This is a genomic window from Agrobacterium sp. RC10-4-1, assembly GCF_014138475.1.
Lineage (GTDB): Bacteria > Pseudomonadota > Alphaproteobacteria > Rhizobiales > Rhizobiaceae > Agrobacterium > Agrobacterium pusense.
Window position 1 is genome coordinate 582,844 of sequence record NZ_JACJIT010000002.1, and the last position, 22,886, is coordinate 605,729.

A 22,886-nucleotide genomic window follows, 5' to 3' on the forward strand; every position below is an offset into this window, starting at 1 on the left:
TCAGAATCGCGCCAGGTGTCTTGCACTTGGCGCGAATTCCTGTATGAAGCAGCGCAAGGACGCTCGTGACCCGGGCGTCTTTTGCTTTGATGCGCACGGAAGGTCCTTCGGGAAACCACCCTGTCACGATTTTTCCGCGCAAAAAAAGAGATATTCATAAGCTGGAGCAGGGGGCTCGCTCGGGAGAGTTTGCCCAACCGTTCCGGTAACAACAAGAAGGCGACCTGACATGATTCAGATGCAAACAAACCTCGACGTGGCGGATAATTCCGGCGCACGTCGTGTCATGTGCATCAAGGTGCTGGGCGGCTCGAAGCGCAAATATGCTTCTGTTGGCGACATTATTGTCGTTTCCATCAAGGAAGCTATTCCGCGCGGCCGCGTCAAGAAGGGCGACGTGATGAAGGCGGTTGTCGTGCGCACCGCCAAGGACATCCGCCGCGCTGACGGCAGCGTCATCCGTTTCGATAACAACGCAGCCGTTCTTATCGACAACAAGAAAGAGCCCATCGGCACCCGTATCTTCGGACCGGTTCCGCGCGAACTTCGCGCCAAGAACCACATGAAGATCATCTCGCTGGCTCCGGAAGTACTGTAAGGAGCGTATGCGATGCAGAAAATTCGTAAAGGCGACAAGGTTGTCGTATTGACCGGTAAGGACAAGGGCCGTACCGGCGAAGTAATCCAGGTTTTGCCGAAGGAAGACCGGGCCGTTGTGCGTGGCGTAAACATGGTGAAGCGTCACCAGCGCCAGACCCAGGCCCAGGAAGCCGGCATCATCAACAAGGAAGCATCCTTGCACATCTCCAACATCGCCATCGTCGACAAGGATGGCAAGCCGACCCGCGTTGGCTTCTCGGTTGTGGATGGCAAGAAGGTCCGCGTGGCCAAGCGTTCGGGAGAAGTGATCGATGGCTGATAAGTACGAGCCGCGTCTCAAGACGGAATACGTTTCCCGTATCCGTGGCGCCATGCAGGAGAAGTTCTCCTACGCAAACGTCATGATGATCCCGAAGCTTGAAAAGATCGTGATCAACATGGGCGTTGGCGAAGCGACTGCCGACTCCAAGAAGCCCACGATCGCTGCCGGTGACCTGGCTGCGATTGCCGGCCAGAAGCCGGTCGTTACCCGCGCTCGCAACTCGATCGCTGGTTTCAAGGTTCGCGAAGGCATGCCGATCGGTGCGAAGGTTACCCTTCGTGGCGCCCGCATGTACGAATTCCTTGATCGTCTGGTCAACATCGCGCTGCCGCGCGTTCGCGACTTCCGGGGCCTGAACCCGAAGAGCTTTGACGGCCGTGGCAACTTCGCCATGGGCATCAAGGAACACATTGTGTTCCCTGAGATCAACTACGATAAGGTTGATCAGATGTGGGGCATGGACATCATCGTTTGCACGACGGCGACGTCGGACGACGAAGCTCGGGCTCTGCTGACAGAGTTCAACTTCCCGTTCCGTCACTAACCGTAACGACGAGCGTAGAAAAGGAACTCCGATATGGCGAAAACAAGCGCAGTTGAAAAGAACAAGCGCCGCCGCAAGTCGGTCGCCCAGCAGGCCAGCAAGCGTGCGGCCCTCAAGGCGATCGTGATGAACCAGTCCCTTCCGATCGAAGAGCGGTTCAAGGCCACCCTGAAGCTCGCTTCGCTGCCGCGTGACGGCTCGAAGACGCGTATCCGCAACCGCTGCGAAGTAACGGGCCGTCCGCGCGCGTTCTATCGCAAGCTCAAGATGTCGCGTATCGCGCTTCGTGAGCTGGGCAATTCCGGCAAGGTGCCGGGCATTGTCAAGTCGAGCTGGTAAGGAGACGGGCACATGACCATGACTGATCCTTTGGGTGATATGCTCACCCGCATCCGCAATGGTGCTGCTCGCCGTAAGTCTTCGGTAAGCACGCCTGCTTCCAGCCTCCGCGCACGCGTTCTCGACGTGCTGCAGTCTGAAGGCTACATTCGCGGTTATTCCAAGGTCGATTTCGAAAACGGCAAGTCCGAATTCACCATCGAGCTGAAGTACTACGAAGGCGCGTCCGTGATCCGTGAGATCGGCCGCGTTTCCAAGCCGGGCCGCCGGGTTTATGTCTCGGTAAAGTCCATTCCGCAGGTCGCGAACGGCCTCGGCATCACCATCCTTTCGACCCCGAAGGGCGTGATGGCCGATCACCAGGCTCGCGAACAGAACGTTGGTGGCGAGGTTCTTTGCTCGGTCTTCTAAGACCCGAGCAAGGATCTCCATAACGAACAGACAGGATTGAATAATGTCTCGTATCGGTAAAAAGCCCGTTCCGGTTCCCGCAGGTGTGACGGCCAATGTCGACGGCCAGAAGGTTACTGCTAAGGGCCCGAAGGGTGAACTGTTTTTCGTCGCTAACGACGACATTCAGCTGAAGCTCGAAGATAACGGCGTTTCCGTAACGCCGGCTAACGGCACCAAGGAAGCTCGTTCGAAGTGGGGCATGTCCCGCACGATGATCGAGAACATCTTCAAGGGTGTTAAGGACGGCTATGAGCGCAAGCTCGAAATCAACGGCGTTGGTTACCGTGCCGCCATGCAGGGCAAGAACCTGCAGCTGGCTCTCGGTTTCAGCCACGACGTTGTTTACGAGCCTCCGGTCGGCATCACCATTGCCGTTCCGAAGCCCACGGAAATCATCGTTTCCGGCATCAACAAGCAGCAGGTTGGCCAGGTTGCCGCGGAAATCCGCGAATACCGCGGTCCCGAGCCCTACAAGGGCAAGGGCGTAAAGTACGCTGAAGAGCGTATCGTACGCAAAGAAGGCAAGAAGAAGTAAGGATCACGCGAAATGGCTAGCAGGAAAGAAGCACTTGCACGTCGCGCGAGCCGTGTGCGCCGCCAGATCAAGGCGGTTGCCAACGGCCGCCCGCGCCTGTCGGTTCATCGCTCGTCGAAGAACATCTACGCCCAGATCATCGATGACGTTGCTGGCAAGACGCTTGCGTCTGCCTCCACGCTCGAAGCCGATCTGCGCGGCTCGCTCAAGACCGGCGCCGACGTTGCAGCAGCAGCTGTTGTCGGCAAGCTGGTTGCCGAGCGCGGCGTCAAGGCTGGCGTGAAGGATGTTGTATTCGACCGTGGCGCGTTCATCTATCACGGCCGTATCAAGGCTCTGGCAGATGCAGCCCGCGAAAGCGGCCTGAACTTCTGATTTTTTTCCGCCCGGACATCGATCCGGGCGGAATTTCACCGGACCATGCGGATCTCGTCTTCGGGGCCGCTGGTCTTTTCGTTTGCCGTTCCACCCGTAAAAGAAAAAGGACAAGGACAATGGCACAGGATAAAAGAGGTTCCCGCGAAGAGCGTCAGAACCGCGAAGAGCGCGATAGCGAATTCGTCGACAAGCTGGTCGCGATCAACCGCGTTGCAAAGGTTGTTAAGGGTGGCCGTCGTTTCGGTTTCGCCGCTCTCGTCGTCGTTGGCGACCAGAAGGGCCGCGTTGGTTTCGGTCACGGCAAGGCTCGTGAAGTTCCGGAAGCGATCCGCAAGGCAACTGAAAGCGCGAAGCGCGATCTGATCTTCGTTCCGCTGCGCGATGGCCGCACGCTGCATCACGACGTCAATGGCCGTCACGGCGCAGGCAAGGTTCTGCTGCGTTCGGCCAAGGCCGGTACCGGTATCATCGCCGGTGGTCCGATGCGCGCCGTTTTCGAAACGCTCGGCGTTCATGACGTTGTTGCCAAGTCGACCGGTTCTTCGAACCCGTACAACATGGTTCGCGCGACGTTCGACGCTCTGAAGCATCAGGTTCATCCGAAGGACATCGCAGCACAGCGCGGTCTGAAGTATGCGACCCTTCAGGCTCGTCGTGCCGCTTCCGGCAACGCTTCTGAAGAATAAGGAGCTGGATCATGGCCAAGAAAACTACTGAAGCCAAGAAGACTGTTACGGTCGAACAGATCGGCAGCCCTATTCGCCGCCCGGCAATCCAGCGTCAGACGCTGGTGGGTCTGGGTCTCAACAAGATGCATCGTCAGCGTACCCTGGAAGACACTCCGGCGGTTCGCGGCATGATCCGTGCGGTCCAGCATCTCGTTCGCGTCGTTGACGAGAAGTGAGACGGAGTAACCTATCATGAAACTCAATGAAATCAGAGACAACGAAGGCGCCTCCAAGGATCGTATCCGCGTAGGTCGCGGTATCGGTTCCGGCAAGGGCAAGACCGGTGGTCGCGGTGTGAAGGGTCAGAAGGCTCGTTCGGGCGTCGCCATCAACGGCTTCGAAGGCGGTCAGATGCCCATCTACCGTCGTCTGCCGAAGCGCGGTTTCAACAACATCTTCGCTTCCGAATATGTTGTCGTATCGCTCGGCCGCATTCAGACCGCCATCGACGCCAAGAAGCTTGACGCTTCCGCAACGATCGATGCTGCTGCTCTCAAGGCTGCCGGCGTTATCCGCCGCGCCAAGGACGGCGTTCGTATTCTCGCCGACGGCGAGCTGAAGGCTAAGGTCGCTTTCGAAGTTGCCGGTGCTTCCAAGCCCGCAATCGAAAAGATCGAAAAGGCTGGCGGCTCGATCAAGCTTCTCGCAGTTGCAGCAGAAGCCGCCGAGTAATATATAGACTTCAGGCGCCCGGGGCTTGTCGCTCCGGGCGTTTGCGCTCCCTGGCCACTGTTGCTTTCGATCTAAATCGATTTATAGAGCATCAGGGAAATCTCTTCGCGGTGTGCTTCCTTGGCCCCGCTTGCGGCAGAAAGTGCTGCAGGGAGAGCCTCACAGTTCTTGAACTTCCATAGGGGAGGGGATAGGACATAAAAAACAGGGTGAGGCATGATGGCGGCGCAGAGCCGCGTTTGTCCGAAGCCCGGTTTTGACCAGTATCTTTTAGACCTTTCCGCATCGGCCGGTTGCGCTGGCTGGCAAGGGTCATTCGGAGAAATTTATGGCTTCAGCAGCGGAACAACTGGCTTCGAACCTGAATTTTTCGACCTTCGCTAAGGCGGAGGATCTGAAAAAGCGTCTCTGGTTTACTCTTGCCGCACTTCTCGTCTACCGTCTCGGCACCCATATTCCGCTTCCGGGCCTGAACCCTGAAGCCTATGCGCAGGCCTTCCGTGGCCAGGCCAACGGTATTCTCGGTCTTTTCAACATGTTTGCGGGTGGCGCTGTCGAGCGCATGGCGATTTTCGCCCTCGGCATCATGCCTTACATCTCCGCTTCGATCATCGTGCAGCTCATGACCTCGGTCGTGCCTTCGCTCGAAGCGTTGAAGAAGGAAGGCGAAGCCGGCCGCAAGATCATCAACCAGTACACCCGTTACGGCACGGTGCTGCTCGGCACGCTGCAGGCCTATGGCATTGCGGTCGGCCTCGAAAGCGGTAACGGCCTTGTCGTTGATCCGGGCTGGTTCTTCCGCATTTCCACCGTCATCACGCTGCTTGGCGGTACGATGTTCCTGATGTGGCTTGGCGAACAGATCACCTCGCGCGGTATCGGCAACGGTATTTCGCTGATCATCTTCGCGGGCATTGCCGCCGGTCTGCCCAAGGCTCTGGCCGGCACGCTGGAACTCGGCCGCACCGGTGCGCTTTCGACCCCGCTCATCCTGACGGTCGTCGTCGTTGCAATCGGCGTCATTGCCCTTATCGTCTTCGTGGAGCGTGCGCAGCGCCGTCTGTTGATCCAATATCCGAAGCGACAGGTCGGGAACCGCATGTTCCAGGGCGATACCTCGCACCTGCCGCTGAAGCTTAACACGGCCGGCGTCATTCCTGCGATCTTCGCATCGTCGCTGCTGCTTCTGCCGGCAACGGCTGCAGGCTTTGCGGGTAACACCAACCTGCCGACCTGGGCGACCTCGATCATCGCCTCGCTGCAGCATGGCCAGCCGCTGTTCATGGCGCTTTATGGCCTGCTGATTGCTTTCTTCGCCTTCTTCTACACGGCGATCGTATTCAATCCGAAGGATACGGCTGACAATCTCAAGAAGCATGGCGGCTTCATTCCGGGCATCCGCCCGGGCGAGCGCACTGCGGAGTACATTGATTACGTTCTGACCCGCATCACTGTGGTCGGCGCGATTTATCTGGTCTTCGTCTGTATCCTTCCTGAGACACTTATCGCACGTACGGGCATTCCATTAGCCCTTGGTGGTACTTCGCTTTTGATCGTTGTCAGTGTAACTCTGGATACGGTTGCGCAGATTCAGGGTCACCTGATCGCCCAGCAGTATGAAGGTCTGATCAAGAAGTCGAAGTTGCGTGGAGGAAAGAGGGGACGATGAGACTGATATTTTTGGGTCCGCCGGGTGCGGGCAAGGGAACCCAGGCCAAGCGGCTTACTGACAAGTACGGGATCCCCCAGCTTTCAACCGGTGACATGCTGCGCGCTGCGGTCAGCGCGGGCACCGAAATCGGCAAGCGCGCCAAGGCCGTCATGGACGCCGGCGGGCTGGTATCCGACGATATCGTCAATCAGATCGTTTCCGAACGTATCGAAGCTCCTGACTGTGCCAAGGGCTTCATTCTCGACGGTTATCCGCGCACCGTTCCGCAGGCGAAGGCGCTTGCCGACAACATGCGCAAGAAAAACCTGGTGCTCGACGCCGTCATCGAACTCAAGGTGGACGAAGAGGCTTTGATTCGCCGAATCGAAAATCGCGTGGCTGAAACCATTGCCGCCGGCGGTACTGTTCGCTCTGACGATAATCCGGAAGCTTTCCGCAAGCGCCTGACGGAATATCGCGAAAAGACTGCGCCGCTGTCCGCTTATTACAGCGAACAGGGCGAACTGGTGACGCTGGATGGCATGGCAGATGTCGATGCCGTCACCGAGGCCATCGAGCGCGTTCTCGAGAAAGCCTCTGCCTGATCGAGAGAATGAGTGGGCGAGGATCGTTGCGTTCTTGCCCATCTTCCTTTTCGAAAGGCGGCTGATCCCTTGGATCGCAAAAGAATCTTGGCGGAGCCGGTTGCTTTTTTGCGCTGATTCCGTTAAACACCGCGCCAACTCGCGACATCCCAAGCGACTGGCGCGGATTTCCCTTAGGGAAGGGAGATCCGGGTTCGGTCGTTTTGACTTGTCACGGACATCAATTTGAACTGGCGGTCTTGTCGGCCGCTCGAATGGAATCACCACTTGCCGGATGGCAACTGGAACCAAGGAGAAAAGACGTGGCACGTATCGCTGGCGTCAACATCCCGACTGCGAAGCGCGTTGTTATTGCGCTGACCTACATTCACGGGATTGGTCCGAAATTCGCGCAGGAAATCATGGACAAGGTCGGTCTTCCGGCTGACAAGCGCGTTCATCAGCTGACGGATGCTGAAGTTCTTCAGATCCGCGAAGCCATCGACCGCGACTACCAGGTCGAAGGCGACCTGCGTCGCGAAACGTCGATGAACATCAAGCGTCTGATGGACCTCGGTTGCTACCGCGGCCTGCGTCACCGTCGTGGCCTTCCGGTCCGCGGTCAGCGCACGCACACCAACGCCCGCACCCGCAAGGGTCCGGCGAAGGCTATCGCTGGTAAGAAGAAGTAATTTTCCGGTTCTCCGGAAAGGGGAGGCTGGTGCAGTCCGCGCCAGCCTTTCTGAGTTTGGCGAAAAGCTCGGTTACGGGCTGATTGCCGGTGTAGCCGCTGGTGTTACGGCGGTGAAGAGATCAATGAAAGGTATAAAATGGCCAAGGAAGCCGCACGCGTCCGTCGTCGCGAACGCAAAAATATCACGTCTGGCGTCGCGCACGTCAATTCGACCTTCAACAACACGATGATCACCATCACCGACGCACAGGGCAATGCTATTGCCTGGTCGTCCGCTGGTGCCAAGGGCTTCAAGGGTTCGCGTAAGTCGACCCCGTTCGCTGCCCAGATCGCTGCTGAAGATTGCGCGAAGAAGGCTCAGGAACACGGCATGAAGTCGCTTGAAGTTGAAGTTTGCGGTCCGGGTTCCGGCCGTGAATCGGCACTTCGCGCCCTGCAGGCTGCTGGTTTCATGATCACTTCCATTCGCGACGTGACGCCGATCCCGCACAACGGTTGCCGTCCGCGCAAGAAGCGCCGCGTCTGACGCGACCGTGGTTCGGAAATTCCGCCTTACCTCAGGTCTGGCGGAATTTTCGTGTATCTGGCGTGTGCGCGTCGATTTCGATCGGCGGACTTGCGCTCAAGAACCCACCGATGAACCGCTGAATTTGGTTCCTCTCGGTGTTTTCATGCTCGGTCCGTCACGATTGGATGGTGGCGGCGAACGGAAGGTTTAAAGATGATTCAGAAGAACTGGCAGGAACTTATCAAGCCGAACAAGGTCGAGTTCACCTCGTCCAGCCGCACCAAGGCAACGCTCGTTGCCGAGCCGCTGGAGCGTGGTTTCGGTCTTACCCTCGGCAACGCGCTGCGTCGCGTTCTGTTGTCTTCTCTGCGCGGCGCCGCTGTTACGGCCGTGCAGATCGATGGTGTCCTGCACGAATTCTCCTCCATCCCCGGCGTCCGGGAAGATGTGACGGATATCGTGCTCAACATCAAGGAAATCGCCATCAAGATGGATGGCGACGATTCCAAGCGCATGGTCGTGCGCAAGCAGGGCCCGGGTGCCGTGACCGCTGGTGACATCCAGACGGTTGGTGACATCGAGATCCTGAACCCCGACCACGTGATCTGCACGCTCGACGATGGCGCTGAAATCCGCATGGAATTCACCGTCAACAACGGCAAGGGTTACGTACCGGCTGAGCGCAACCGCGCGGAAGATGCCCCGATTGGCCTCATTCCGGTGGACAGCCTCTATTCTCCTGTCAAGAAAGTGTCCTACAAGGTTGAAAACACCCGTGAAGGCCAGGTTCTCGACTATGACAAGCTGATCATGACGATCGAGACCAACGGTTCGGTTTCCGGCGAAGACGCCGTTGCCTTCGCCGCTCGCATTCTTCAGGACCAGCTGGGCGTCTTCGTCAACTTCGACGAGCCGCAGAAGGAAGCAGAAGAAGAATCGGTTACGGAACTCGCGTTCAACCCGGCGCTTCTCAAGAAGGTCGACGAGCTCGAGCTGTCGGTTCGTTCGGCAAACTGCCTGAAGAACGACAACATCGTTTACATCGGCGACCTGATCCAGAAGACCGAAGCCGAAATGCTCCGCACGCCGAACTTTGGTCGCAAGTCGCTGAACGAAATCAAGGAAGTTCTCGCTTCCATGGGTCTGCACCTCGGCATGGAAGTGCCAGCATGGCCGCCTGAGAACATCGAAGATCTCGCAAAGCGTTACGAAGACCAGTACTAACAAACAAGAAGGCAGACCTCAAAGACTGCCTTTCCCCGTCAAACAGCAGGTAAGTCACCTGCATGTGCCAGGAAACGGCAGGCCTTAAAGAAGGAACCTGCGTAGAAGGAGAATAGCAATGCGCCACGGTAATTCAGGCCGCAAGCTCAATAGAACCGCCAGCCACCGCAAGGCAATGTTTGCGAACATGGCTGCTTCGCTCATCACCCATGAGCAGATCGTCACCACGCTTCCGAAGGCGAAGGAAATTCGCCCGATCGTTGAGAAGCTCGTCACTCTCGGCAAGCGCGGCGACCTGCACGCTCGTCGTCAGGCGATTTCGCAGATCAAGGATCAGGACGCTGTTCGCAAGCTGTTCGACGCGATCGCAGCACGTTACGCAAACCGTAACGGCGGCTACCTGCGTATCATGAAGGCAGGCTTCCGCCAGGGCGACAATGCCGCTCTGGCCGTCGTTGAATTCGTCGAGCGTGACGTTGACGCCAAGGGCGCAGCCGACAAGGCTCGCGTTGCTGCAGAAGCTGCTGCCGAAGCTGCATAAGGTTTGACGCCGTTCAGGCGTCATGAGTTAAAAAGCCGGGCGAGTGATCGCCCGGCTTTTTTGTTTGCGTTGTTTTCTGTGTTTAAGGCTGGCGATCGGGCGAATATTGGCTGATTTGACGAATAAGATCGGCAAGTGGCGCCATCAGGGCGACACGGTCCGAAGCATGATGGGCCAGCCAAAGCTTTTGCAGGTCTTCTTCATTGATCTCGCCATTCTCAATGTGTTCGAGAAGCTTTGATAGTGCGTTCCGATGACCGCTGTTCATCGTCCGGGCAATATCAGTGGGGGCGAGAGCCATCCCCATTGCCATGATGCTGAAAATCTCTGAAACAGCCGCTTGACTGGAGCCGGCAATTTTAGGGCGTTGCGAGGTTTTCGGGTTTTGGTCCGTCGGTTTCATGTTTTTGACGGGCGTTGCTGTGCATTGCCAACGGCGCGTCTTCCCCGCTTCCGCGCCATGATCGTCGGCCGCACCAGCCGATAGCCGAGCAATACCACCATCATGCTGATATAAAACACCGGCTCCAGCGTGATCGATTTTCGCGCCAGCACGAAATGCAGGACGCCGACGATGAGGACGAGATAGACGAGTTTATGCAGCGTGTTCCAGCGGCTGCCGAGTTTGCGGATCGACCAGCGGTTGGAAGTGAGCGCCAGGGGCAGGAGCATGACGAGCCCCGCCATGCCGAACATGATATAGGGCCGTTTCAGGATATCACCGGCGATGGAACTGAAGACGAGGCCACGGTCCAGCACCAGATAGACGGTAAAGTGCGCCAATACGTAATAAAAGGCAATCAGGCCCAGCGCCCGACGATAGGCGATGAGGTTGATGTTGAAGAGATCGCGTAGCGGCGTCACCAGCAGGCCTAGACAGAGGAAGCGAAGCGCCCAGATGCCAAGGAGGTGTTCGAAATCCTTGACCGGGTTGAAGCCGAGGCCTCCGGTTGCGGCGAGGTAGAAATACCAGACGCCGGGAGCAAGGCCGATGACATACAGCGACCAGATGGCCGCCGGTTGGTAACGCTTCGGCAGAGAGGGTAAGGTGAAGGCGAAAGCCATGGTCAATAATTCGCCTTCAGGTCCATGCCGGCGTAGAGGCTCGCTACTTCATCGTAGCCATTGAACATCAGGGTAGGGCGGTTCTGGGTGCCAAAGAAGCCGCCTTCGCCGATGCGCTGCTCCGTCGCCTGGCTCCAGCGGGGATGGTCCACATGTGGATTGACGTTGGAATAGAAGCCGTATTCGCGGGCGTTGGAATTTTTCCAGGTCGTTTCCGGCTGTTTCTCGACAAGCGAAATGCGGACGATGGATTTGATGCCCTTGAAGCCGTACTTCCACGGCACGACAAGCCGGATCGGTGCGCCGTTCTGGTTCGGCAACGTCTCGCCATAAAGGCCGACGGCAAGGATGGTCAGGGGATGGCGGGCTTCATCGAGGCGCAAACCTTCGACATAGGGCCATGAAAGGGGCTGGAACAGGCCGCTCTGTCCGGGCATTTCCTCTGGCCGCACCACCGTCTCGAAGGAAACATATTTCGCGCTGCCCAGCGGTTCGACCTTGCCGAGCAGGCTTGTAAGTGGGAAGCCGATCCATGGAATGACCATCGACCAGCCTTCGACGCAGCGCATGCGGTAGGTGCGTTCCTCAAGCTGATATTTCATCAGCTCTTCGATGCCGAATTCCTGTGGCTTGGAAACGAGGCCATCCACTTTCACGGTCCAGGGTGTGGGTTTGAACTTGCCGGAATTTTCCTTGGGGTCGGATTTGCCGACGCCGAATTCGTAGAAGTTGTTGTAGCTGGTGACGGCATCAAGCGGCGTGAGTTTTTCATCCAGCTTGTAAGCGCCGGGTTTCGCCGCGAGCGGAGCGGCAACCGCCTCACGGCCCGCAAGCCCTATTGCCGCAAGGCCCGCCGCTGTGCCGAGGAAGCCGCGTCTGGAAAGGTAGATGTTTTTCGGCGTGATTTCGCTTGCCGAAATATGGGGCGGACGATAGGCGGGCATTGGAACCTCCACAAAAGCCGGGTGCATCGGCGATAAATCGATTATGATAGCCAATACGGCCGCTGCACAGATATGTTTCAGTCTGCTGCGGAAAAACAGCGCCGGGCAGACGGAAATCGCGCATTTGTGATAGGCCGTCGTCCGCTCGCCCGCGTTAAGGGAAAGGCGTACCGTACCGAACCGTACTGTTTTGCCCTAAGGTGACAGTGACAGCGCTTGCGGTTTGCGTTAGAAACACCGCAAAATAGGGCAGAGGCAGCTTCCACCGCGTTGCGGGCAGGCGCGCTTCGCCCCGAGATTGAGGAAAACACCATGCCAGCCTATCGCTCAAGAACGACAACCCACGGCCGCAACATGGCGGGCGCGCGCGGCCTTTGGCGCGCCACCGGCATGAAGGACAGCGATTTCGGCAAGCCGATCATCGCTGTCGTCAATTCCTTCACGCAGTTCGTGCCCGGCCACGTCCACCTCAAGGATCTCGGCCAGCTGGTTGCCCGTGAAATCGAGGCGGCCGGCGGTGTTGCCAAGGAATTCAACACCATCGCGGTCGATGACGGCATCGCCATGGGCCATGACGGCATGCTTTATTCGCTGCCCTCGCGCGAGATCATCGCTGACTCGGTCGAATATATGGTCAATGCCCATTGCGCCGATGCCATGGTGTGCATTTCCAACTGCGACAAGATCACCCCCGGAATGTTGAATGCTGCCATGCGCCTCAACATCCCCGCCGTCTTCGTGTCCGGTGGTCCGATGGAAGCGGGCAAGGTTGTCCTGCATGGCAAAACCGTCGCGCTCGATCTGGTCGACGCCATGGTGGCTGCCGCCGATGACAAGATTTCTGACGAGGACGTCAAGGTTATCGAGCGATCTGCCTGCCCGACCTGCGGTTCCTGTTCCGGCATGTTCACCGCCAATTCGATGAACTGTCTGACCGAGGCGCTGGGCCTGTCTCTGCCCGGTAACGGCTCGACGCTTGCCACCCATTCGGATCGCAAGCGACTGTTCGTCGAGGCCGGTCACCTCATCGTCGATCTTGCCCGCCGTTATTACGAGCAGGAAGACGAAACCGTTCTGCCGCGGACCATCGCCAACAAGGCGGCGTTTGAAAACGCCATGTCGCTGGATATCGCCATGGGCGGCTCCACCAATACGGTGCTGCATATTCTGGCTGCCGCGCACGAGGGCGGGGTGGATTTCACCATGGAAGACATCGACCGTCTTTCCCGCAAGGTTCCGTGCCTTTCGAAGGTCGCGCCCGCCAAGCAGGACGTTCACATGGAAGATGTGCACCGCGCTGGCGGCATCATGCGCATTCTCGGCGAGTTGGAGCGCGGCGGTCTGATCAACCGCGATACCTACACGGTGCATGAAGCGACGCTGGGTGACGCCATCGACCGCTGGGACATCACCCGCACCAACAGCGAGACGGTGCGTGAATTCTTCAAGGCGGCCCCCGGCGGCGTGCCCACGCAGGTTGCCTTCAGCCAGTCCTCGCGCTGGGACGATCTGGATACCGACAGCGACAATGGCGTCATTCGCTCGGTCGAGAAACCATTCTCCAAGGATGGTGGTCTTGCCGTGCTTTACGGCAACATCGCGCTCGACGGCTGTATCGTGAAGACGGCAGGTGTTGATGAGTCCATCCTGAAATTCAACGGCCCGGCGGTCGTTTACGAAAGCCAGGACGCGGCGGTTAAGGGCATTCTCGGCAACGAGGTCAAGGCGGGCGACGTCGTCGTCATCCGTTATGAAGGTCCTAAGGGCGGCCCGGGCATGCAGGAAATGCTCTATCCGACCAGCTACCTGAAATCCAAGGGCCTCGGCAAAGCCTGCGCGCTGATCACCGACGGTCGCTTCTCTGGTGGCACGTCAGGCCTTTCCATCGGCCACGCCTCGCCGGAAGCGGCACAGGGCGGCGCCATCGGCCTCGTGCGTCAGGGTGACCTGATCGAGATCGACATTCCGAACCGCACGATCAACCTGAAGGTTCCCGACGCGGAACTGGCCTCGCGCCGGGCCGAGCAGGAAGAGAAAGGCTGGAAGCCGGAAGCACCGCGCAAGCGCAATGTCACGACGGCGCTGAAGGCCTATGCGGCCTTTGCGTCGAGCGCAGACAAGGGTGCTGTGCGGATATTGCCGGAGTAATCCTGTCGCAGAGTGGGCTGGAAGGTTACGCCTGATGCGTCGCTTTCTTCCCGGAGTGCTCGAAGAGCAATACAAGCGCGCTTCGTCACCCCGGACCGATCCGGGGTCCGGCGCGATCAAGTCCTCGATCGCAAGAGACTCTTCTCACGGCGCAGACGCGCCGTGCCTGATGCCGGATCAAGTCCGGCAGGACGGAGGAGAAAGCTATCCACCTCCATTTTAAATTGAGCCGCTCTCTGAGCGGCTTTTTGCTGTCTGAATTTGGAGTGAATTCGGCTCACAAACAGATTCAATTACTTCGCGGGATGATTCCTGTTATCCCTTCAACGTTTTGTTTTTCCATCGTAAATGCCGAACTGACTGCAGATTTTTTCTGGCGTGGCAGTCACATTGGAGTGATGTTCGTCCAGCGACCCTTTTCCAGAAAGCAGCGATGCCTAAGTTCATCACCATGAAAAGACGAACCGCACTCGCCCTCATGGCATCGCTACCCTTCGCCTCACTTGCCCGTGCCCAGAGCGCCGGGAACAACGTCCGTTTCGGTCCGTTGCTGCGGGAGGCGGATGCGCTTTCCAGCCTCAAGACCGTCATCGTCAGCATCGATGGCGAGGAGATCGCTAGCCGCGCCTATCATGGCGCCGGCTTGAACGGCTCCACCAATATCAAATCGGCCTCAAAATCGATCATCTCCGCGTTGGTCGGCATGGCGATCGACCGCAAGGTTCTCCAAGGTGCGGACCAGCCGATCGCGACCATTCTGCGCGGTGAATTTCCGCAAAATCCCGATCCCCGGCTGGAGCGGATCACCGTCGGTAACCTCCTGTCAATGCAATCCGGTCTGGAGCGCATGTCCGGGCCGAATTACGGCCGTTGGGTCGCCAGCCGCAACTGGGTGCGGATGGCCTTGGGGTCGGGTTTCGCCGGAGAGCCGGGTGGCGGCATGCTTTATTCCACGGCGTCGACACATCTGCTGTCGGCGATATTGACGAAGGCATCCGGCCGTTCGACGCTTTCTCTCGCCCGAGACTGGTTTCGGCCCCTGGAAGGGTTTTCCATCGGCGGCTGGGAGCGCGATCCGCAGGGCATCTATCTCGGCGGCAACCAGATGGCGATGACCGCGCGGTCGCTGCTGGCCTTCGGTGAGCTTTACCGCAGGGGCGGCGTGACACCCGGTGGTGAGCGGTTGATTTCGCAGGACTGGATCGAGCAATCATGGCGACAGCGCACCAATTCGGTCTTCAACGGCGACGGTTACGGTTATTGCTGGTTCATCAGGGAGATGGCGGGCGAGACGGTCTATTATGCCTGGGGTTATGGCGGGCAGATGCTGTACATCGTGCCGGCAAAACGACTGTCCGTCGTGATGACCTCCCGTGAAGACGCGCCATCGGCCCGAACCGGTTATCGCGACCAGTTGCATGGCCTCATGGAGAACGTCATCCGCGCGGTGTGATCGGGTCAGAGCGGTCGGTTGATGCTCTGAAACGCCTCTCCGAGACGTTTCATGCGCTCCTCATAGGCGCCGGTAAGGCAGGCAAAGTCGGCTGCACATTCCTGGCGCTTCTTCAGCCACTGGCTCTGCTCGTCGCGCAACGTGTCGCGGGCGCCCATGGCCATCAGCTGGGTTAGGATATCGAAGGTGGTGGCCATCTTCACGTCCTGATCGTTCAGGGCGCGGTTGTCGCAGATGGCCTTTTCATCCGCTGCGAGATCGGATTTCGTGCAGTCGAAACTTGCAGCACCGGCCGTTGAGAGGAGCGAGGAAGCAAAAAGGATGCCGCAGGCGAGGAGGGGCTTTTTCAAATGCATGGCTTGTCTCTGTTGAGGACTGCTGGTGCGGATGAAACCAAAATACGCCTTTGCTGGTTCCATCAGCGGAAGCCGCCGTGCCTGAAACCCACGGTCATCATCTTGCCGCTCTTTGCTTTACAGGCTTTGACGTTATAACTCCATCATACTGATGACGATGAGGAATCACATGCGAAGCGTGTTGAAGTATCTGTCCACCGGCTTTCTCGCCGCGCTCATTCTCCTGCCAGCGGGTGCCCGGGCGCAGGACAATAGGACCGTGCCGTCCAGCCACACGGAAATGCAGCTTTCCTTCGCGCCGCTGGTCAAGCGCACCGCCGGCGCGGTGGTGAATGTCTATGCCGAACGCATCGTGCAGCGGCGGTTGTCGCCCTTCGCCGGTGATCCCTTCTTCGAACAGTTTTTCGGGCAGCAAATGCCGAACCGCACGGAAAAGCAGTCGTCGCTCGGTTCAGGCGTCATCGTCACCGCCGGCGGTCTCGTGGTGACCAACAATCATGTCATTGACGGTGCTGACGACATCAAGGTGGCGCTTGCGGATGGGCGCGAATTTTCCTCCAAGGTTCTCATGAAAGATGACCGGGTCGATCTTGCCGTGCTGCAGATCGATGCCAAGGAGCAGTTCCCGGTGCTGCCGCTCGGCAATTCGGACAAGATCGAAGTCGGCGATCTGGTGCTGGCGATCGGTAACCCCTTCGGCGTCGGTCAGACGGTAACGAGCGGCATCGTCTCGGGCCTTGCCCGCAACCAAGTGACGCAGGGCGATTTCGGCTTCTTCATCCAGACCGACGCCTCCATCAACCCGGGCAACTCCGGCGGCGCGCTCATGAATATGGCTGGCGAGCTGATCGGCATCAACACTGCCATCTTCTCCAAGGGCGGCGGCTCGAACGGCATCGGTTTCGCTATTCCGGCCAATCTGGTCCGGGTTTTTGTGGCTGCTGCTGAACGGGGCGATGCGAACTTCCAGCGGCCCTACATTGGCGCGACCTTCGATCCCGTCACTTCGGATGTCGCGGAGGCGCTTGGCCTGCATCGCGCCCGGGGAGCGCTGGTCGTCAGCGTTGTCAAAGGCAGCCCCGCGGAAAAGGCCGGCATAGAGCCGGGCCAGGTGGTGACTGCGGTCAACGGATTGGAGGTGGAGCATCCCGATGCGCTCGGTTACCGCCTGACCACGGCCGGCATAGGCAAATCTGCTGAACTGACCGTCATGGACAAGGGCAAGGAAAAGAAGCTGACGATTGCACTTGATATCGCGCCCGAAACCGCTCCCCGCGACGAACGGCTGATCGAAGGCCGCAATCCGTTCGCCGGCGCGACCGTCGCCAATCTTTCGCCGAAGCTTGCTGACGAATTGCGCATGCCCTCGCAGGTCACGGGTGTCGTCATCACCGATGTGAAGCGTGGCTCGCCGGCTTATCGTGTCGGTTTTCTGCCGAAAGATGTGATCCTTTCATTGAACGGCGCAGATATCGGCTCCACGGCCGCTGTCGAAAAGGCGCTGGATGACAATCCTGGTTTCTGGCGGGTGGAAATCCTGCGTGACGGGCAGCGTATCCGGCAGTTCCTCCGATGAGCGACGATCTCTTCGCCCCGCAAGTGCCTGTGGAGGTCGCCAACCGGCGGCCTCTCGCCGATCGCCTGCGCCCGAAGACGCTGGCGGAAGTAAGCGGGCAGCCGCATCTGACGGGCGAGGAGGGCGTTCTGCGCCGCATGATCGATAGCGGCTCCCTGGGCTCGATGATCTTCTGGGGGCCGCCCGGCACTGGCAAGACGACGGTCGCCCGGCTGCTTTCCGGCGAGGCGGGGCTGGCTTTCGAACAGATATCAGCGATCTTTTCCGGCGTCGCCGATCTCAAGAAGGTTTTCGAAGCGGCGCGTGCAAGGCGCATGAACGGTCGCCAGACCCTGCTTTTCGTCGACGAAATTCACCGTTTCAACCGTGCGCAACAGGACAGTTTTCTGCCTGTCATGGAGGACGGCACCATTATTCTGGTGGGTGCGACCACCGAAAATCCCTCGTTCGAACTGAATGCCGCTCTGTTGTCGCGGGCCCGTGTCCTGACATTTCGGTCGCATGACGAGGACAGTCTCAGCGAGCTTCTGAAGCGCGCGGAGGAGGCGGAGCAGAAGCCCCTGCCACTGACGGAGGATGCACGCGCAAGCCTGATCCGCATGGCCGATGGCGACGGTCGCGCGGTGTTGACGCTTGCCGAAGAAGTCTGGCGCGCGGCGCGGAAAGATGAAACCTTCGATACGGAAGGGCTCACGCGCATCGTGCAGCGCCGTGCGCCCGTCTACGACAAGAGCCAGGACGGCCACTACAATCTCATTTCCGCGCTGCATAAGTCGGTGCGTGGATCGGACCCGGATGCCGCACTTTATTATCTCGCCCGCATGTTCGATGCCGGCGAGGACCCGCTCTATATCGGCCGGCGGCTGGTGCGCATGGCGGTGGAAGATATCGGCCTTGCAGATCCGCAGGCGCTCGCCGTCTGCAATGCTGCCAAGGATGCCTATGATTATCTTGGTTCGCCGGAGGGTGAACTTGCGCTGGCGCAGGCCTGCGTCTACCTGGCCACCGCTCCGAAATCGAATGCCGTCTATACCGCCTTCAAGGCTGCGATGCGCGCCGCGAAGGAAAATGGCTCGCTTGTTCCGCCCAAACACATCCTGAATGCACCGACCAAGCTGATGAAGGGCGAGGGATATGGTGACGGCTACCGTTACGATCATGACGAGCCGGACGCTTTTTCGGGGCAGGATTACTTCCCGGAAAAAATGGGGCGGACCACCTTTTACGATCCACCGGACAGAGGTTTCGAACGCGAAATCCGCAAACGTCTCGACTGGTGGGCGAAACTGCGCCGCGAGCGGGAATCGCGTTAGCCCTCATCTTCACAAAATGATTCAGGCGCTTGCCAAAAAGAGTCGCGAAACTGCGCTATCGCATTGTTTTTTCAAATAAGTCAGGATGCCTTGCGCTGAGGCGCGGCCTGCGGCTGCGCCGGCAGCATCTTGACCGATGATTCCGCCAGGCCGTTATGCCCGTCGGCATCGATCACCAGATGCCAGTGCATCGTTTCGGGGATGGCGATCCGGATTGGCGACTTTTTCGCGACGCCGCCAAGATATTTGAAATCGAGCAATTCGGTGAAGCGCTGGAAATTCGCGCCCGTCATCAACCGGACATTATTGATGGCCGAGAGAGATACTTCAATGATCGTGCCCGCCCGCAATTCCTTCAGGTCATAATGCGTGTAGCGAAAATTCGGCCGTGCCATCGCGCGCCTCCAAGTACCGGTATTGTGGCAAAAGAGGATAGGGAGGCAGGGTTAACGCTGCCTTTAAATTCGTACGGTTTTCATCGAATTACTGGCTGTCCCGCCGGCGGCCAATGGCGATGGTGAGTATTTCAGGCCGTGTTCGACGCCCATGAAGATAATACCAACGTATAATGGGCGTATTTAATCATAATAAATTTTTTCCCCTTAGCATCGGCTGGTCGAAGTGCACTCATCGGCGTTGGGGGGAATATGAAAAACGTCACTATATCTATGCGCCTATATGCGCTCGTCGCATTGTTTCTGGCAATCCTGACCGCAGCGCTGACATTCAGCCTGTTCGAAACCTTTGGCGAGATGGAACGCGAGCGCAAAGCCGGGCTTGCGGCGATGAACGAAACGGCCGTCGCTATTCTCGATCAATATTATCGCCTGGAACAAAGCGGCAGCTTGACGCGGGAGGCGGCACAGCAGCAGGCCAAGGTCACAATCGCGGCCATGCGGTATGGCAACGGCAGCGGTTATTTCTGGATCAACGATATGCACCCCAAAATGGTGATGCATCCGATCAAGCCGGAAATGAACGGAACCGATCTTACCGCCAACAAGGACCCGAACGGCAAGGCGCTGTTCGTTGAGTTCGTGAATACGGTCAAGGCGGGCGGTCAGGGTTTTGTCGATTATTACTGGCCGAAACCGGGTGCCCCGGAGCCGGTGGAGAAATTCTCCCATGTCGCCGGTTTCGCACCCTGGGGCTGGATCGTGGGTACGGGCGTTTACGTCGACGACCTCGAAGCGGTGTTCTGGAGCGACGCGTATTTCAACATCGGCCTGTGCATCTTGTCCGGCCTTGTCGTCATTGCCGTGGCCGCCGCCGTCGTGCGTAGCGTCACTCGACCGATCGATCTCATCCGGCAGAGCATGAAGCAGATCGCCGATGGCGACGGCACGGCCGAAATCCGCTTCGCGGATCGCCGGAACGAAATCGGCGCGATTGCCAAGACGTTGCTGGTGCTGCGTGACAGCGTCAATGAGCGCAGCGCCCTGCAGGCGCGTGAGGCCGACCAGCAGCGGGCGCTGGAGGAAGCGCGTCGCGGCAACGAGATGGTCCTTCGTTCCGCATCCGAGCGGCAGGCCCATGCCATGGAGCGTCTGGGGGAGGCGCTCGAGGCGCTTGCCAATGGGGATCTGACTGTTGCGCTGACAGATATCGGCGACGACTACGAAAAGCTGCGCACGGACTTCAATCGGGCCGTGGGTGCGCTCCATGGCGCCATCGAAGCGATTTCCCGGACCGGTCATGTCGTCAATGACAGTGCTGCAGATATCAGCGGCGCGACCGGCAATCTCTCGCGCCGGACCGAACAGCAGGCGGCGGCGCTGGAGGAAACGGCCGCAGCGCTTGACGAGATTACCGCCACAGTGCGCACCGCATCCGAACGGGCCAATGAGGCGCGGCAGATGGTGCAGGACACAAAAAGCAGCGCCGGCCGCTCAGGCGAGATCGTGCGCAACGCGGTCGATGCCATGGGCCGCATCGAGGAATCGTCAAAGCGGATCGGACAGATCATTTCCGTCATCGACGAGATCGCTTTCCAGACCAACCTGCTGGCGCTGAATGCCGGCGTGGAAGCGGCGCGGGCCGGCGAGGCCGGACGTGGTTTCGCCGTGGTGGCGCAGGAGGTGCGCGAACTGGCGCAACGCTCCGCCAATGCCGCCAAGGAGATCAAGACCCTTATCAATCGCTCGGCGGAGGAGGTCGGCGGCGGCGTCGCGCTCGTCCGCTCCACGGGCGATGCACTGGAAGAAATCGTGGCGCTCGTAAACCGGGTCGAAGGTCACGTGAATTCCATCGCCACTGCGGCGCGGGAGCAGGCCACCGGCCTCCAGGAGATCAACACCTCCGTTAATCACATGGACCAGATGACACAGCAAAACGCGGCCATGGTGGAAGAAACGACCGCCGCCAGCCAGACGCTCGCCGAGGAAAGCCGCCAGTTGCGCTCGCTTCTGTCGCGCTTCGAACTTGGACATGATGCCGAGCGCGAGGTTTCGCGGGCGGCCTGACTTCAGGCGTCTCGATCTGATGAAGGGCGCGGTTCCGGCTGCGCCCTTTGTTTTGGGCTATCAGAACCAGCCATTCGTTATTTCCCGCAACCAATAAGGTTTCGTTTACCTCATTTCTTTAAAATTTGACCTGTATTGCCGCGGATAGCGGCCGCTGAAGGTACAGGTTCTCGTATGGCGTATGTTTCCCTTCCGCGTCGTCTTGTGACGTTGCTGATGATTTCCACGGTCATGGTGTCGTGTTCGGCGGAGGGCCTCGTGCCACCGGCGGAGGTGGACGGCACCACACGCGTGAGCGCAATTCGTTCGTCGCGGCAACAGGGCTACAGCGCGCCGGCAGGTGCCTTCCATCAGGTTGAGCGGGCCGGACAGAGCAACGATTATCCTACGGCCATATCGCAGCCGATGCCGGAGCCTTATGCTTCGCAGGATCCGCTGCTGCAAACGCGCCAGGCAGGGCAGGGTTATTCCACCCTCGATGCACAGCATCAGGCACGCATGGCGGCTGGCGGTCATGGCAATCTGCCGGTGCAGGCGACGCAAAGCCAGGAGATGCCCCCGCAGCAAATGGCCAGGAGCCAGATTGCCGAGGGCGAAGGCGGCGTGAACATGGATTCCATGCTCGGCGTGGAGCCGGTGCGGGGACTGGCAGAGGAACAGGATGCCGAAATCGCCGAGGGGGCTTCGGCCCAGCCGGTGGTAGACGGCATCGGCACCGACAATCCGGTTGCGGTTTCTCCGGCGCGGCGCCAGTCCGGCCTCATTCCGCCACCACCACCCGGATCGTCCTCCCGCCGCCAGCCGGTGGAAGAGGTGGCCATGCTCATGCCGAATGATCCGACCGTTCGCGGCGGACTTCAGAGCGACCGGTCCCTGCCGCCCGGCATCATGCCGTCTTCGGAGGTTGCGTGCCGCGCCGAGCTTCGCCGTCTGGGTGTCGCTTTTCGCGACGTCGCCCGTATTGCCGACGGGCCGACCTGCGGCATCGATTACCCGATCGAACTCAGCGGTCTCGCCAGCGGCGTCGCAGTTCGTCCGGCGGTGAAGCTCAATTGCCAGGTTACGCTTGCCTTTGCGAAATGGGTGAAGTTCGAACTCGTACCGTCCTCGCGTTTCCGCTATCTCTCCGGCGTCGGCCGCATAACGCCGATGGGTGGTTATTCCTGCCGCAAGATGAATTCCCGTTCCAGCAATCCGTGGTCGGAACATGCGCGGGGCAACGCCATCGATATCGGCACCATCACGCTGAAGAACGGCAAGGAAATCGATGTCCGCAAGAAGAGTTTCTTCGCTTTCCGCGAAAAGGCACTACTGAAGGCCGTCAGATCGGATAGCTGCAAATATTTCTCCACCGTTCTCGGGCCGGGCAGCGACCCCAACCACTGGAACCATTTTCACTTCGACCTGCGTACCCGCAAGTCAGGTTACAGGCATTGCGATTAAGTCGCGCCGTTGGAGGTTGGCGGCTGAGTTTGAAAGCGTCTCCTCCGTCATGCTCGGGCCTGTCCCGAGCATCTGCAACGCCGCTATTGGCGATACGTCGGCAGATCCTTGGCACAAGGCCGAGGATGACGTCGAACACGGAGTGCGGCTTGTCATCGGGCTGCCGCCGATGACATAGGCGCCGGATCTTTGGATATGGTCGGAATGACGAAGCTTGAGGATGTTTTGCTGCCGCTAGCTCGATAATCGCCCGCCACATTCCCACAAAAAAAGACCGGCCCGAAGGCCGGTTGAAGAAGACAGCCTTATCGGGGGGATATCGGCGTCTTTGCAAGGGCATGAAATGGGAAGCG

Annotated in this window: 27 protein-coding genes; 22 read left to right on the forward strand and 5 right to left on the reverse strand. The window is 59.0% G+C overall.

The genetic code is table 11. The annotated features are described in order from the left end of the window. Window positions 1-229 precede the first annotated feature (229 nt). The 16 genes from rplN (at window position 230) to rplQ (ending at window position 9,773) form a co-directional block, all read left to right on the forward strand. A complete protein-coding gene (gene rplN, locus FHW77_RS07145; protein ID WP_003495199.1) occupies window positions 230-598 on the forward strand; it encodes a 50S ribosomal protein L14 in 369 nt (122 codons plus the stop codon). 12 nt (window positions 599-610) lie between these two features. Next, a complete protein-coding gene (gene rplX / locus FHW77_RS07150) occupies window positions 611-919 on the forward strand; it encodes a 50S ribosomal protein L24 (RefSeq protein ID WP_003521006.1) in 309 nt (102 codons plus the stop codon). Further along, on the forward strand, window positions 912-1,466 hold the full coding sequence (gene rplE, locus FHW77_RS07155; RefSeq protein ID WP_003495201.1) for a 50S ribosomal protein L5: 555 nt from the start codon (window positions 912-914) through the stop codon (window positions 1,464-1,466). Before rplX ends, rplE begins: the two co-directional genes overlap by 8 nt. 33 nt (window positions 1,467-1,499) lie before the next feature. Further along, window positions 1,500-1,805, forward strand: coding sequence for a 30S ribosomal protein S14 (gene rpsN / locus FHW77_RS07160; protein WP_004442591.1), 306 nt, complete (start codon window positions 1,500-1,502; stop codon window positions 1,803-1,805). A gap of 12 nt (window positions 1,806-1,817) precedes the next feature. Then, the gene (gene rpsH, locus FHW77_RS07165) at window positions 1,818-2,216 is read left to right on the forward strand and encodes a 30S ribosomal protein S8 (RefSeq protein ID WP_004442588.1); all 399 of its coding nucleotides are present in this window, start codon (window positions 1,818-1,820) and stop codon (window positions 2,214-2,216) included. Between the two features lie 43 nt (window positions 2,217-2,259). Further along, window positions 2,260-2,793, forward strand: a complete 534-nt coding sequence (gene rplF, locus FHW77_RS07170) for a 50S ribosomal protein L6 (RefSeq protein WP_003495204.1) — start codon at window positions 2,260-2,262, stop codon at window positions 2,791-2,793. Between the two features lie 12 nt (window positions 2,794-2,805). Continuing rightward, on the forward strand, window positions 2,806-3,168 hold the full coding sequence (gene rplR / locus FHW77_RS07175; protein ID WP_003507787.1) for a 50S ribosomal protein L18: 363 nt from the start codon (window positions 2,806-2,808) through the stop codon (window positions 3,166-3,168). A 119-nt stretch (window positions 3,169-3,287) separates the two neighbouring features. After that, on the forward strand, window positions 3,288-3,857 hold the full coding sequence (gene rpsE / locus FHW77_RS07180; RefSeq protein WP_004442585.1) for a 30S ribosomal protein S5: 570 nt from the start codon (window positions 3,288-3,290) through the stop codon (window positions 3,855-3,857). Between the two features lie 11 nt (window positions 3,858-3,868). Then, window positions 3,869-4,075, forward strand: coding sequence for a 50S ribosomal protein L30 (rpmD, locus tag FHW77_RS07185; RefSeq protein ID WP_003495212.1), 207 nt, complete (start codon window positions 3,869-3,871; stop codon window positions 4,073-4,075). Between the two features lie 16 nt (window positions 4,076-4,091). Beyond that, a complete protein-coding gene (rplO, locus tag FHW77_RS07190; RefSeq protein WP_003521009.1) occupies window positions 4,092-4,571 on the forward strand; it encodes a 50S ribosomal protein L15 in 480 nt (159 codons plus the stop codon). A gap of 328 nt (window positions 4,572-4,899) precedes the next feature. Then, a complete protein-coding gene (gene secY / locus FHW77_RS07195; RefSeq protein ID WP_004442582.1) occupies window positions 4,900-6,240 on the forward strand; it encodes a preprotein translocase subunit SecY in 1,341 nt (446 codons plus the stop codon). Next, window positions 6,237-6,827, forward strand: a complete 591-nt coding sequence (locus FHW77_RS07200; RefSeq protein WP_003507790.1) for an adenylate kinase — start codon at window positions 6,237-6,239, stop codon at window positions 6,825-6,827. Before secY ends, FHW77_RS07200 begins: the two co-directional genes overlap by 4 nt. A 302-nt stretch (window positions 6,828-7,129) precedes the next feature. Next, a complete protein-coding gene (gene rpsM / locus FHW77_RS07205; RefSeq protein ID WP_003516122.1) occupies window positions 7,130-7,498 on the forward strand; it encodes a 30S ribosomal protein S13 in 369 nt (122 codons plus the stop codon). 138 nt (window positions 7,499-7,636) lie between these two features. Further along, window positions 7,637-8,026, forward strand: coding sequence for a 30S ribosomal protein S11 (gene rpsK, locus FHW77_RS07210; protein WP_003495225.1), 390 nt, complete (start codon window positions 7,637-7,639; stop codon window positions 8,024-8,026). Window positions 8,027-8,221: 195 nt separating this feature from the next. Then, the gene (locus tag FHW77_RS07215) at window positions 8,222-9,232 is read left to right on the forward strand and encodes a DNA-directed RNA polymerase subunit alpha (RefSeq protein ID WP_003495228.1); all 1,011 of its coding nucleotides are present in this window, start codon (window positions 8,222-8,224) and stop codon (window positions 9,230-9,232) included. Window positions 9,233-9,350: 118 nt separating this feature from the next. Then, window positions 9,351-9,773 carry a 50S ribosomal protein L17 gene (rplQ, locus tag FHW77_RS07220; protein ID WP_044458794.1) on the forward strand — a complete coding sequence of 141 codons (423 nt, stop codon included), beginning with the start codon at window positions 9,351-9,353 and terminating at the stop codon, window positions 9,771-9,773. 82 nt (window positions 9,774-9,855) lie between these two features. Here rplQ and FHW77_RS07225 read toward each other — a convergent pair whose 3' ends face one another. Genes FHW77_RS07225 through msrP form a run of 3 tightly spaced genes read right to left on the reverse strand, consistent with a single transcriptional unit; the run spans window position 9,856 to window position 11,782 of the window. Further along, entirely contained in the window at window positions 9,856-10,176 is a 321-nt protein-coding gene (locus FHW77_RS07225) for a hypothetical protein (RefSeq protein WP_004442573.1), read from the reverse strand. Continuing rightward, window positions 10,173-10,838, reverse strand: coding sequence for a protein-methionine-sulfoxide reductase heme-binding subunit MsrQ (msrQ, locus tag FHW77_RS07230; protein WP_004442570.1), 666 nt, complete (start codon window positions 10,836-10,838; stop codon window positions 10,173-10,175). The genes FHW77_RS07225 and msrQ overlap by 4 nt, the downstream gene beginning before the upstream one ends. Window positions 10,839-10,840: 2 nt before the next feature. Beyond that, window positions 10,841-11,782, reverse strand: coding sequence for a protein-methionine-sulfoxide reductase catalytic subunit MsrP (msrP, locus tag FHW77_RS07235; protein ID WP_004442569.1), 942 nt, complete (start codon window positions 11,780-11,782; stop codon window positions 10,841-10,843). Window positions 11,783-12,094: 312 nt separating this feature from the next. Between msrP and ilvD the strand changes: the two genes are divergently transcribed. Both ilvD and FHW77_RS07245 read left to right on the forward strand, forming a co-directional pair. Beyond that, window positions 12,095-13,930, forward strand: coding sequence for a dihydroxy-acid dehydratase (ilvD, locus tag FHW77_RS07240; RefSeq protein ID WP_004442566.1), 1,836 nt, complete (start codon window positions 12,095-12,097; stop codon window positions 13,928-13,930). 451 nt (window positions 13,931-14,381) lie between these two features. Beyond that, window positions 14,382-15,383 (forward strand): serine hydrolase domain-containing protein, encoded by a 1,002-nt coding sequence (locus FHW77_RS07245; RefSeq protein ID WP_034499158.1) that lies wholly within the window; start codon window positions 14,382-14,384, stop codon window positions 15,381-15,383. A 5-nt stretch (window positions 15,384-15,388) separates the two neighbouring features. Here FHW77_RS07245 and FHW77_RS07250 read toward each other — a convergent pair whose 3' ends face one another. After that, a complete protein-coding gene (locus FHW77_RS07250; RefSeq protein WP_044458796.1) occupies window positions 15,389-15,739 on the reverse strand; it encodes a lysozyme inhibitor LprI family protein in 351 nt (116 codons plus the stop codon). 169 nt (window positions 15,740-15,908) lie between these two features. Between FHW77_RS07250 and FHW77_RS07255 the strand changes: the two genes are divergently transcribed. Beyond that, a complete protein-coding gene (locus FHW77_RS07255; RefSeq protein WP_022556525.1) occupies window positions 15,909-17,315 on the forward strand; it encodes a DegQ family serine endoprotease in 1,407 nt (468 codons plus the stop codon). Continuing rightward, window positions 17,312-18,628, forward strand: coding sequence for a replication-associated recombination protein A (locus FHW77_RS07260; RefSeq protein ID WP_035211375.1), 1,317 nt, complete (start codon window positions 17,312-17,314; stop codon window positions 18,626-18,628). The genes FHW77_RS07255 and FHW77_RS07260 overlap by 4 nt, the downstream gene beginning before the upstream one ends. An 80-nt stretch (window positions 18,629-18,708) precedes the next feature. Here FHW77_RS07260 and FHW77_RS07265 read toward each other — a convergent pair whose 3' ends face one another. Beyond that, on the reverse strand, window positions 18,709-19,023 hold the full coding sequence (locus tag FHW77_RS07265; RefSeq protein ID WP_004442557.1) for a DUF1883 domain-containing protein: 315 nt from the start codon (window positions 19,021-19,023) through the stop codon (window positions 18,709-18,711). A 252-nt stretch (window positions 19,024-19,275) separates the two neighbouring features. Here FHW77_RS07265 and FHW77_RS07270 point away from each other — a divergent pair, with 252 nt between their 5' ends. Beyond that, window positions 19,276-21,090 (forward strand): methyl-accepting chemotaxis protein, encoded by a 1,815-nt coding sequence (locus FHW77_RS07270; RefSeq protein WP_004442555.1) that lies wholly within the window; start codon window positions 19,276-19,278, stop codon window positions 21,088-21,090. 174 nt (window positions 21,091-21,264) lie between these two features. Further along, entirely contained in the window at window positions 21,265-22,533 is a 1,269-nt protein-coding gene (locus tag FHW77_RS07275; protein WP_004442553.1) for an extensin-like domain-containing protein, read from the forward strand. Window positions 22,534-22,886: the final 353 nt, after the last annotated feature.

Excerpts from the sequence above, each read along its gene's own strand:
- rplN (WP_003495199.1), top strand. The coding sequence starts at position 230 with ATGATTCAGATGCAAACAAACCTCGACGTGGCGGATAATTCCGGCGCA.
- rplX (WP_003521006.1), top strand. The coding sequence starts at position 611 with ATGCAGAAAATTCGTAAAGGCGACAAGGTTGTCGTATTGACCGGTAAG.
- rplE (WP_003495201.1), top strand. The coding sequence starts at position 912 with ATGGCTGATAAGTACGAGCCGCGTCTCAAGACGGAATACGTTTCCCGT.
- rpsN (WP_004442591.1), top strand. The coding sequence starts at position 1,500 with ATGGCGAAAACAAGCGCAGTTGAAAAGAACAAGCGCCGCCGCAAGTCG.
- rpsH (WP_004442588.1), top strand. The coding sequence starts at position 1,818 with ATGACCATGACTGATCCTTTGGGTGATATGCTCACCCGCATCCGCAAT.
- rplF (WP_003495204.1), top strand. The coding sequence starts at position 2,260 with ATGTCTCGTATCGGTAAAAAGCCCGTTCCGGTTCCCGCAGGTGTGACG.
- rplR (WP_003507787.1), top strand. The coding sequence starts at position 2,806 with ATGGCTAGCAGGAAAGAAGCACTTGCACGTCGCGCGAGCCGTGTGCGC.
- rpsE (WP_004442585.1), top strand. The coding sequence starts at position 3,288 with ATGGCACAGGATAAAAGAGGTTCCCGCGAAGAGCGTCAGAACCGCGAA.
- rpmD (WP_003495212.1), top strand. The coding sequence starts at position 3,869 with ATGGCCAAGAAAACTACTGAAGCCAAGAAGACTGTTACGGTCGAACAG.
- rplO (WP_003521009.1), top strand. The coding sequence starts at position 4,092 with ATGAAACTCAATGAAATCAGAGACAACGAAGGCGCCTCCAAGGATCGT.
- secY (WP_004442582.1), top strand. The coding sequence starts at position 4,900 with ATGGCTTCAGCAGCGGAACAACTGGCTTCGAACCTGAATTTTTCGACC.
- FHW77_RS07200 (WP_003507790.1), top strand. The coding sequence starts at position 6,237 with ATGAGACTGATATTTTTGGGTCCGCCGGGTGCGGGCAAGGGAACCCAG.
- rpsK (WP_003495225.1), top strand. The coding sequence starts at position 7,637 with ATGGCCAAGGAAGCCGCACGCGTCCGTCGTCGCGAACGCAAAAATATC.
- FHW77_RS07215 (WP_003495228.1), top strand. The coding sequence starts at position 8,222 with ATGATTCAGAAGAACTGGCAGGAACTTATCAAGCCGAACAAGGTCGAG.
- rplQ (WP_044458794.1), top strand. The coding sequence starts at position 9,351 with ATGCGCCACGGTAATTCAGGCCGCAAGCTCAATAGAACCGCCAGCCAC.
- FHW77_RS07225 (WP_004442573.1), bottom strand. The coding sequence starts at position 10,176 with ATGAAACCGACGGACCAAAACCCGAAAACCTCGCAACGCCCTAAAATT.
- msrQ (WP_004442570.1), bottom strand. The coding sequence starts at position 10,838 with ATGGCTTTCGCCTTCACCTTACCCTCTCTGCCGAAGCGTTACCAACCG.
- msrP (WP_004442569.1), bottom strand. The coding sequence starts at position 11,782 with ATGCCCGCCTATCGTCCGCCCCATATTTCGGCAAGCGAAATCACGCCG.
- ilvD (WP_004442566.1), top strand. The coding sequence starts at position 12,095 with ATGCCAGCCTATCGCTCAAGAACGACAACCCACGGCCGCAACATGGCG.
- FHW77_RS07245 (WP_034499158.1), top strand. The coding sequence starts at position 14,382 with ATGAAAAGACGAACCGCACTCGCCCTCATGGCATCGCTACCCTTCGCC.
- FHW77_RS07250 (WP_044458796.1), bottom strand. The coding sequence starts at position 15,739 with ATGCATTTGAAAAAGCCCCTCCTCGCCTGCGGCATCCTTTTTGCTTCC.
- FHW77_RS07255 (WP_022556525.1), top strand. The coding sequence starts at position 15,909 with ATGCGAAGCGTGTTGAAGTATCTGTCCACCGGCTTTCTCGCCGCGCTC.
- FHW77_RS07260 (WP_035211375.1), top strand. The coding sequence starts at position 17,312 with ATGAGCGACGATCTCTTCGCCCCGCAAGTGCCTGTGGAGGTCGCCAAC.
- FHW77_RS07265 (WP_004442557.1), bottom strand. The coding sequence starts at position 19,023 with ATGGCACGGCCGAATTTTCGCTACACGCATTATGACCTGAAGGAATTG.
- FHW77_RS07270 (WP_004442555.1), top strand. The coding sequence starts at position 19,276 with ATGAAAAACGTCACTATATCTATGCGCCTATATGCGCTCGTCGCATTG.
- FHW77_RS07275 (WP_004442553.1), top strand. The coding sequence starts at position 21,265 with ATGGCGTATGTTTCCCTTCCGCGTCGTCTTGTGACGTTGCTGATGATT.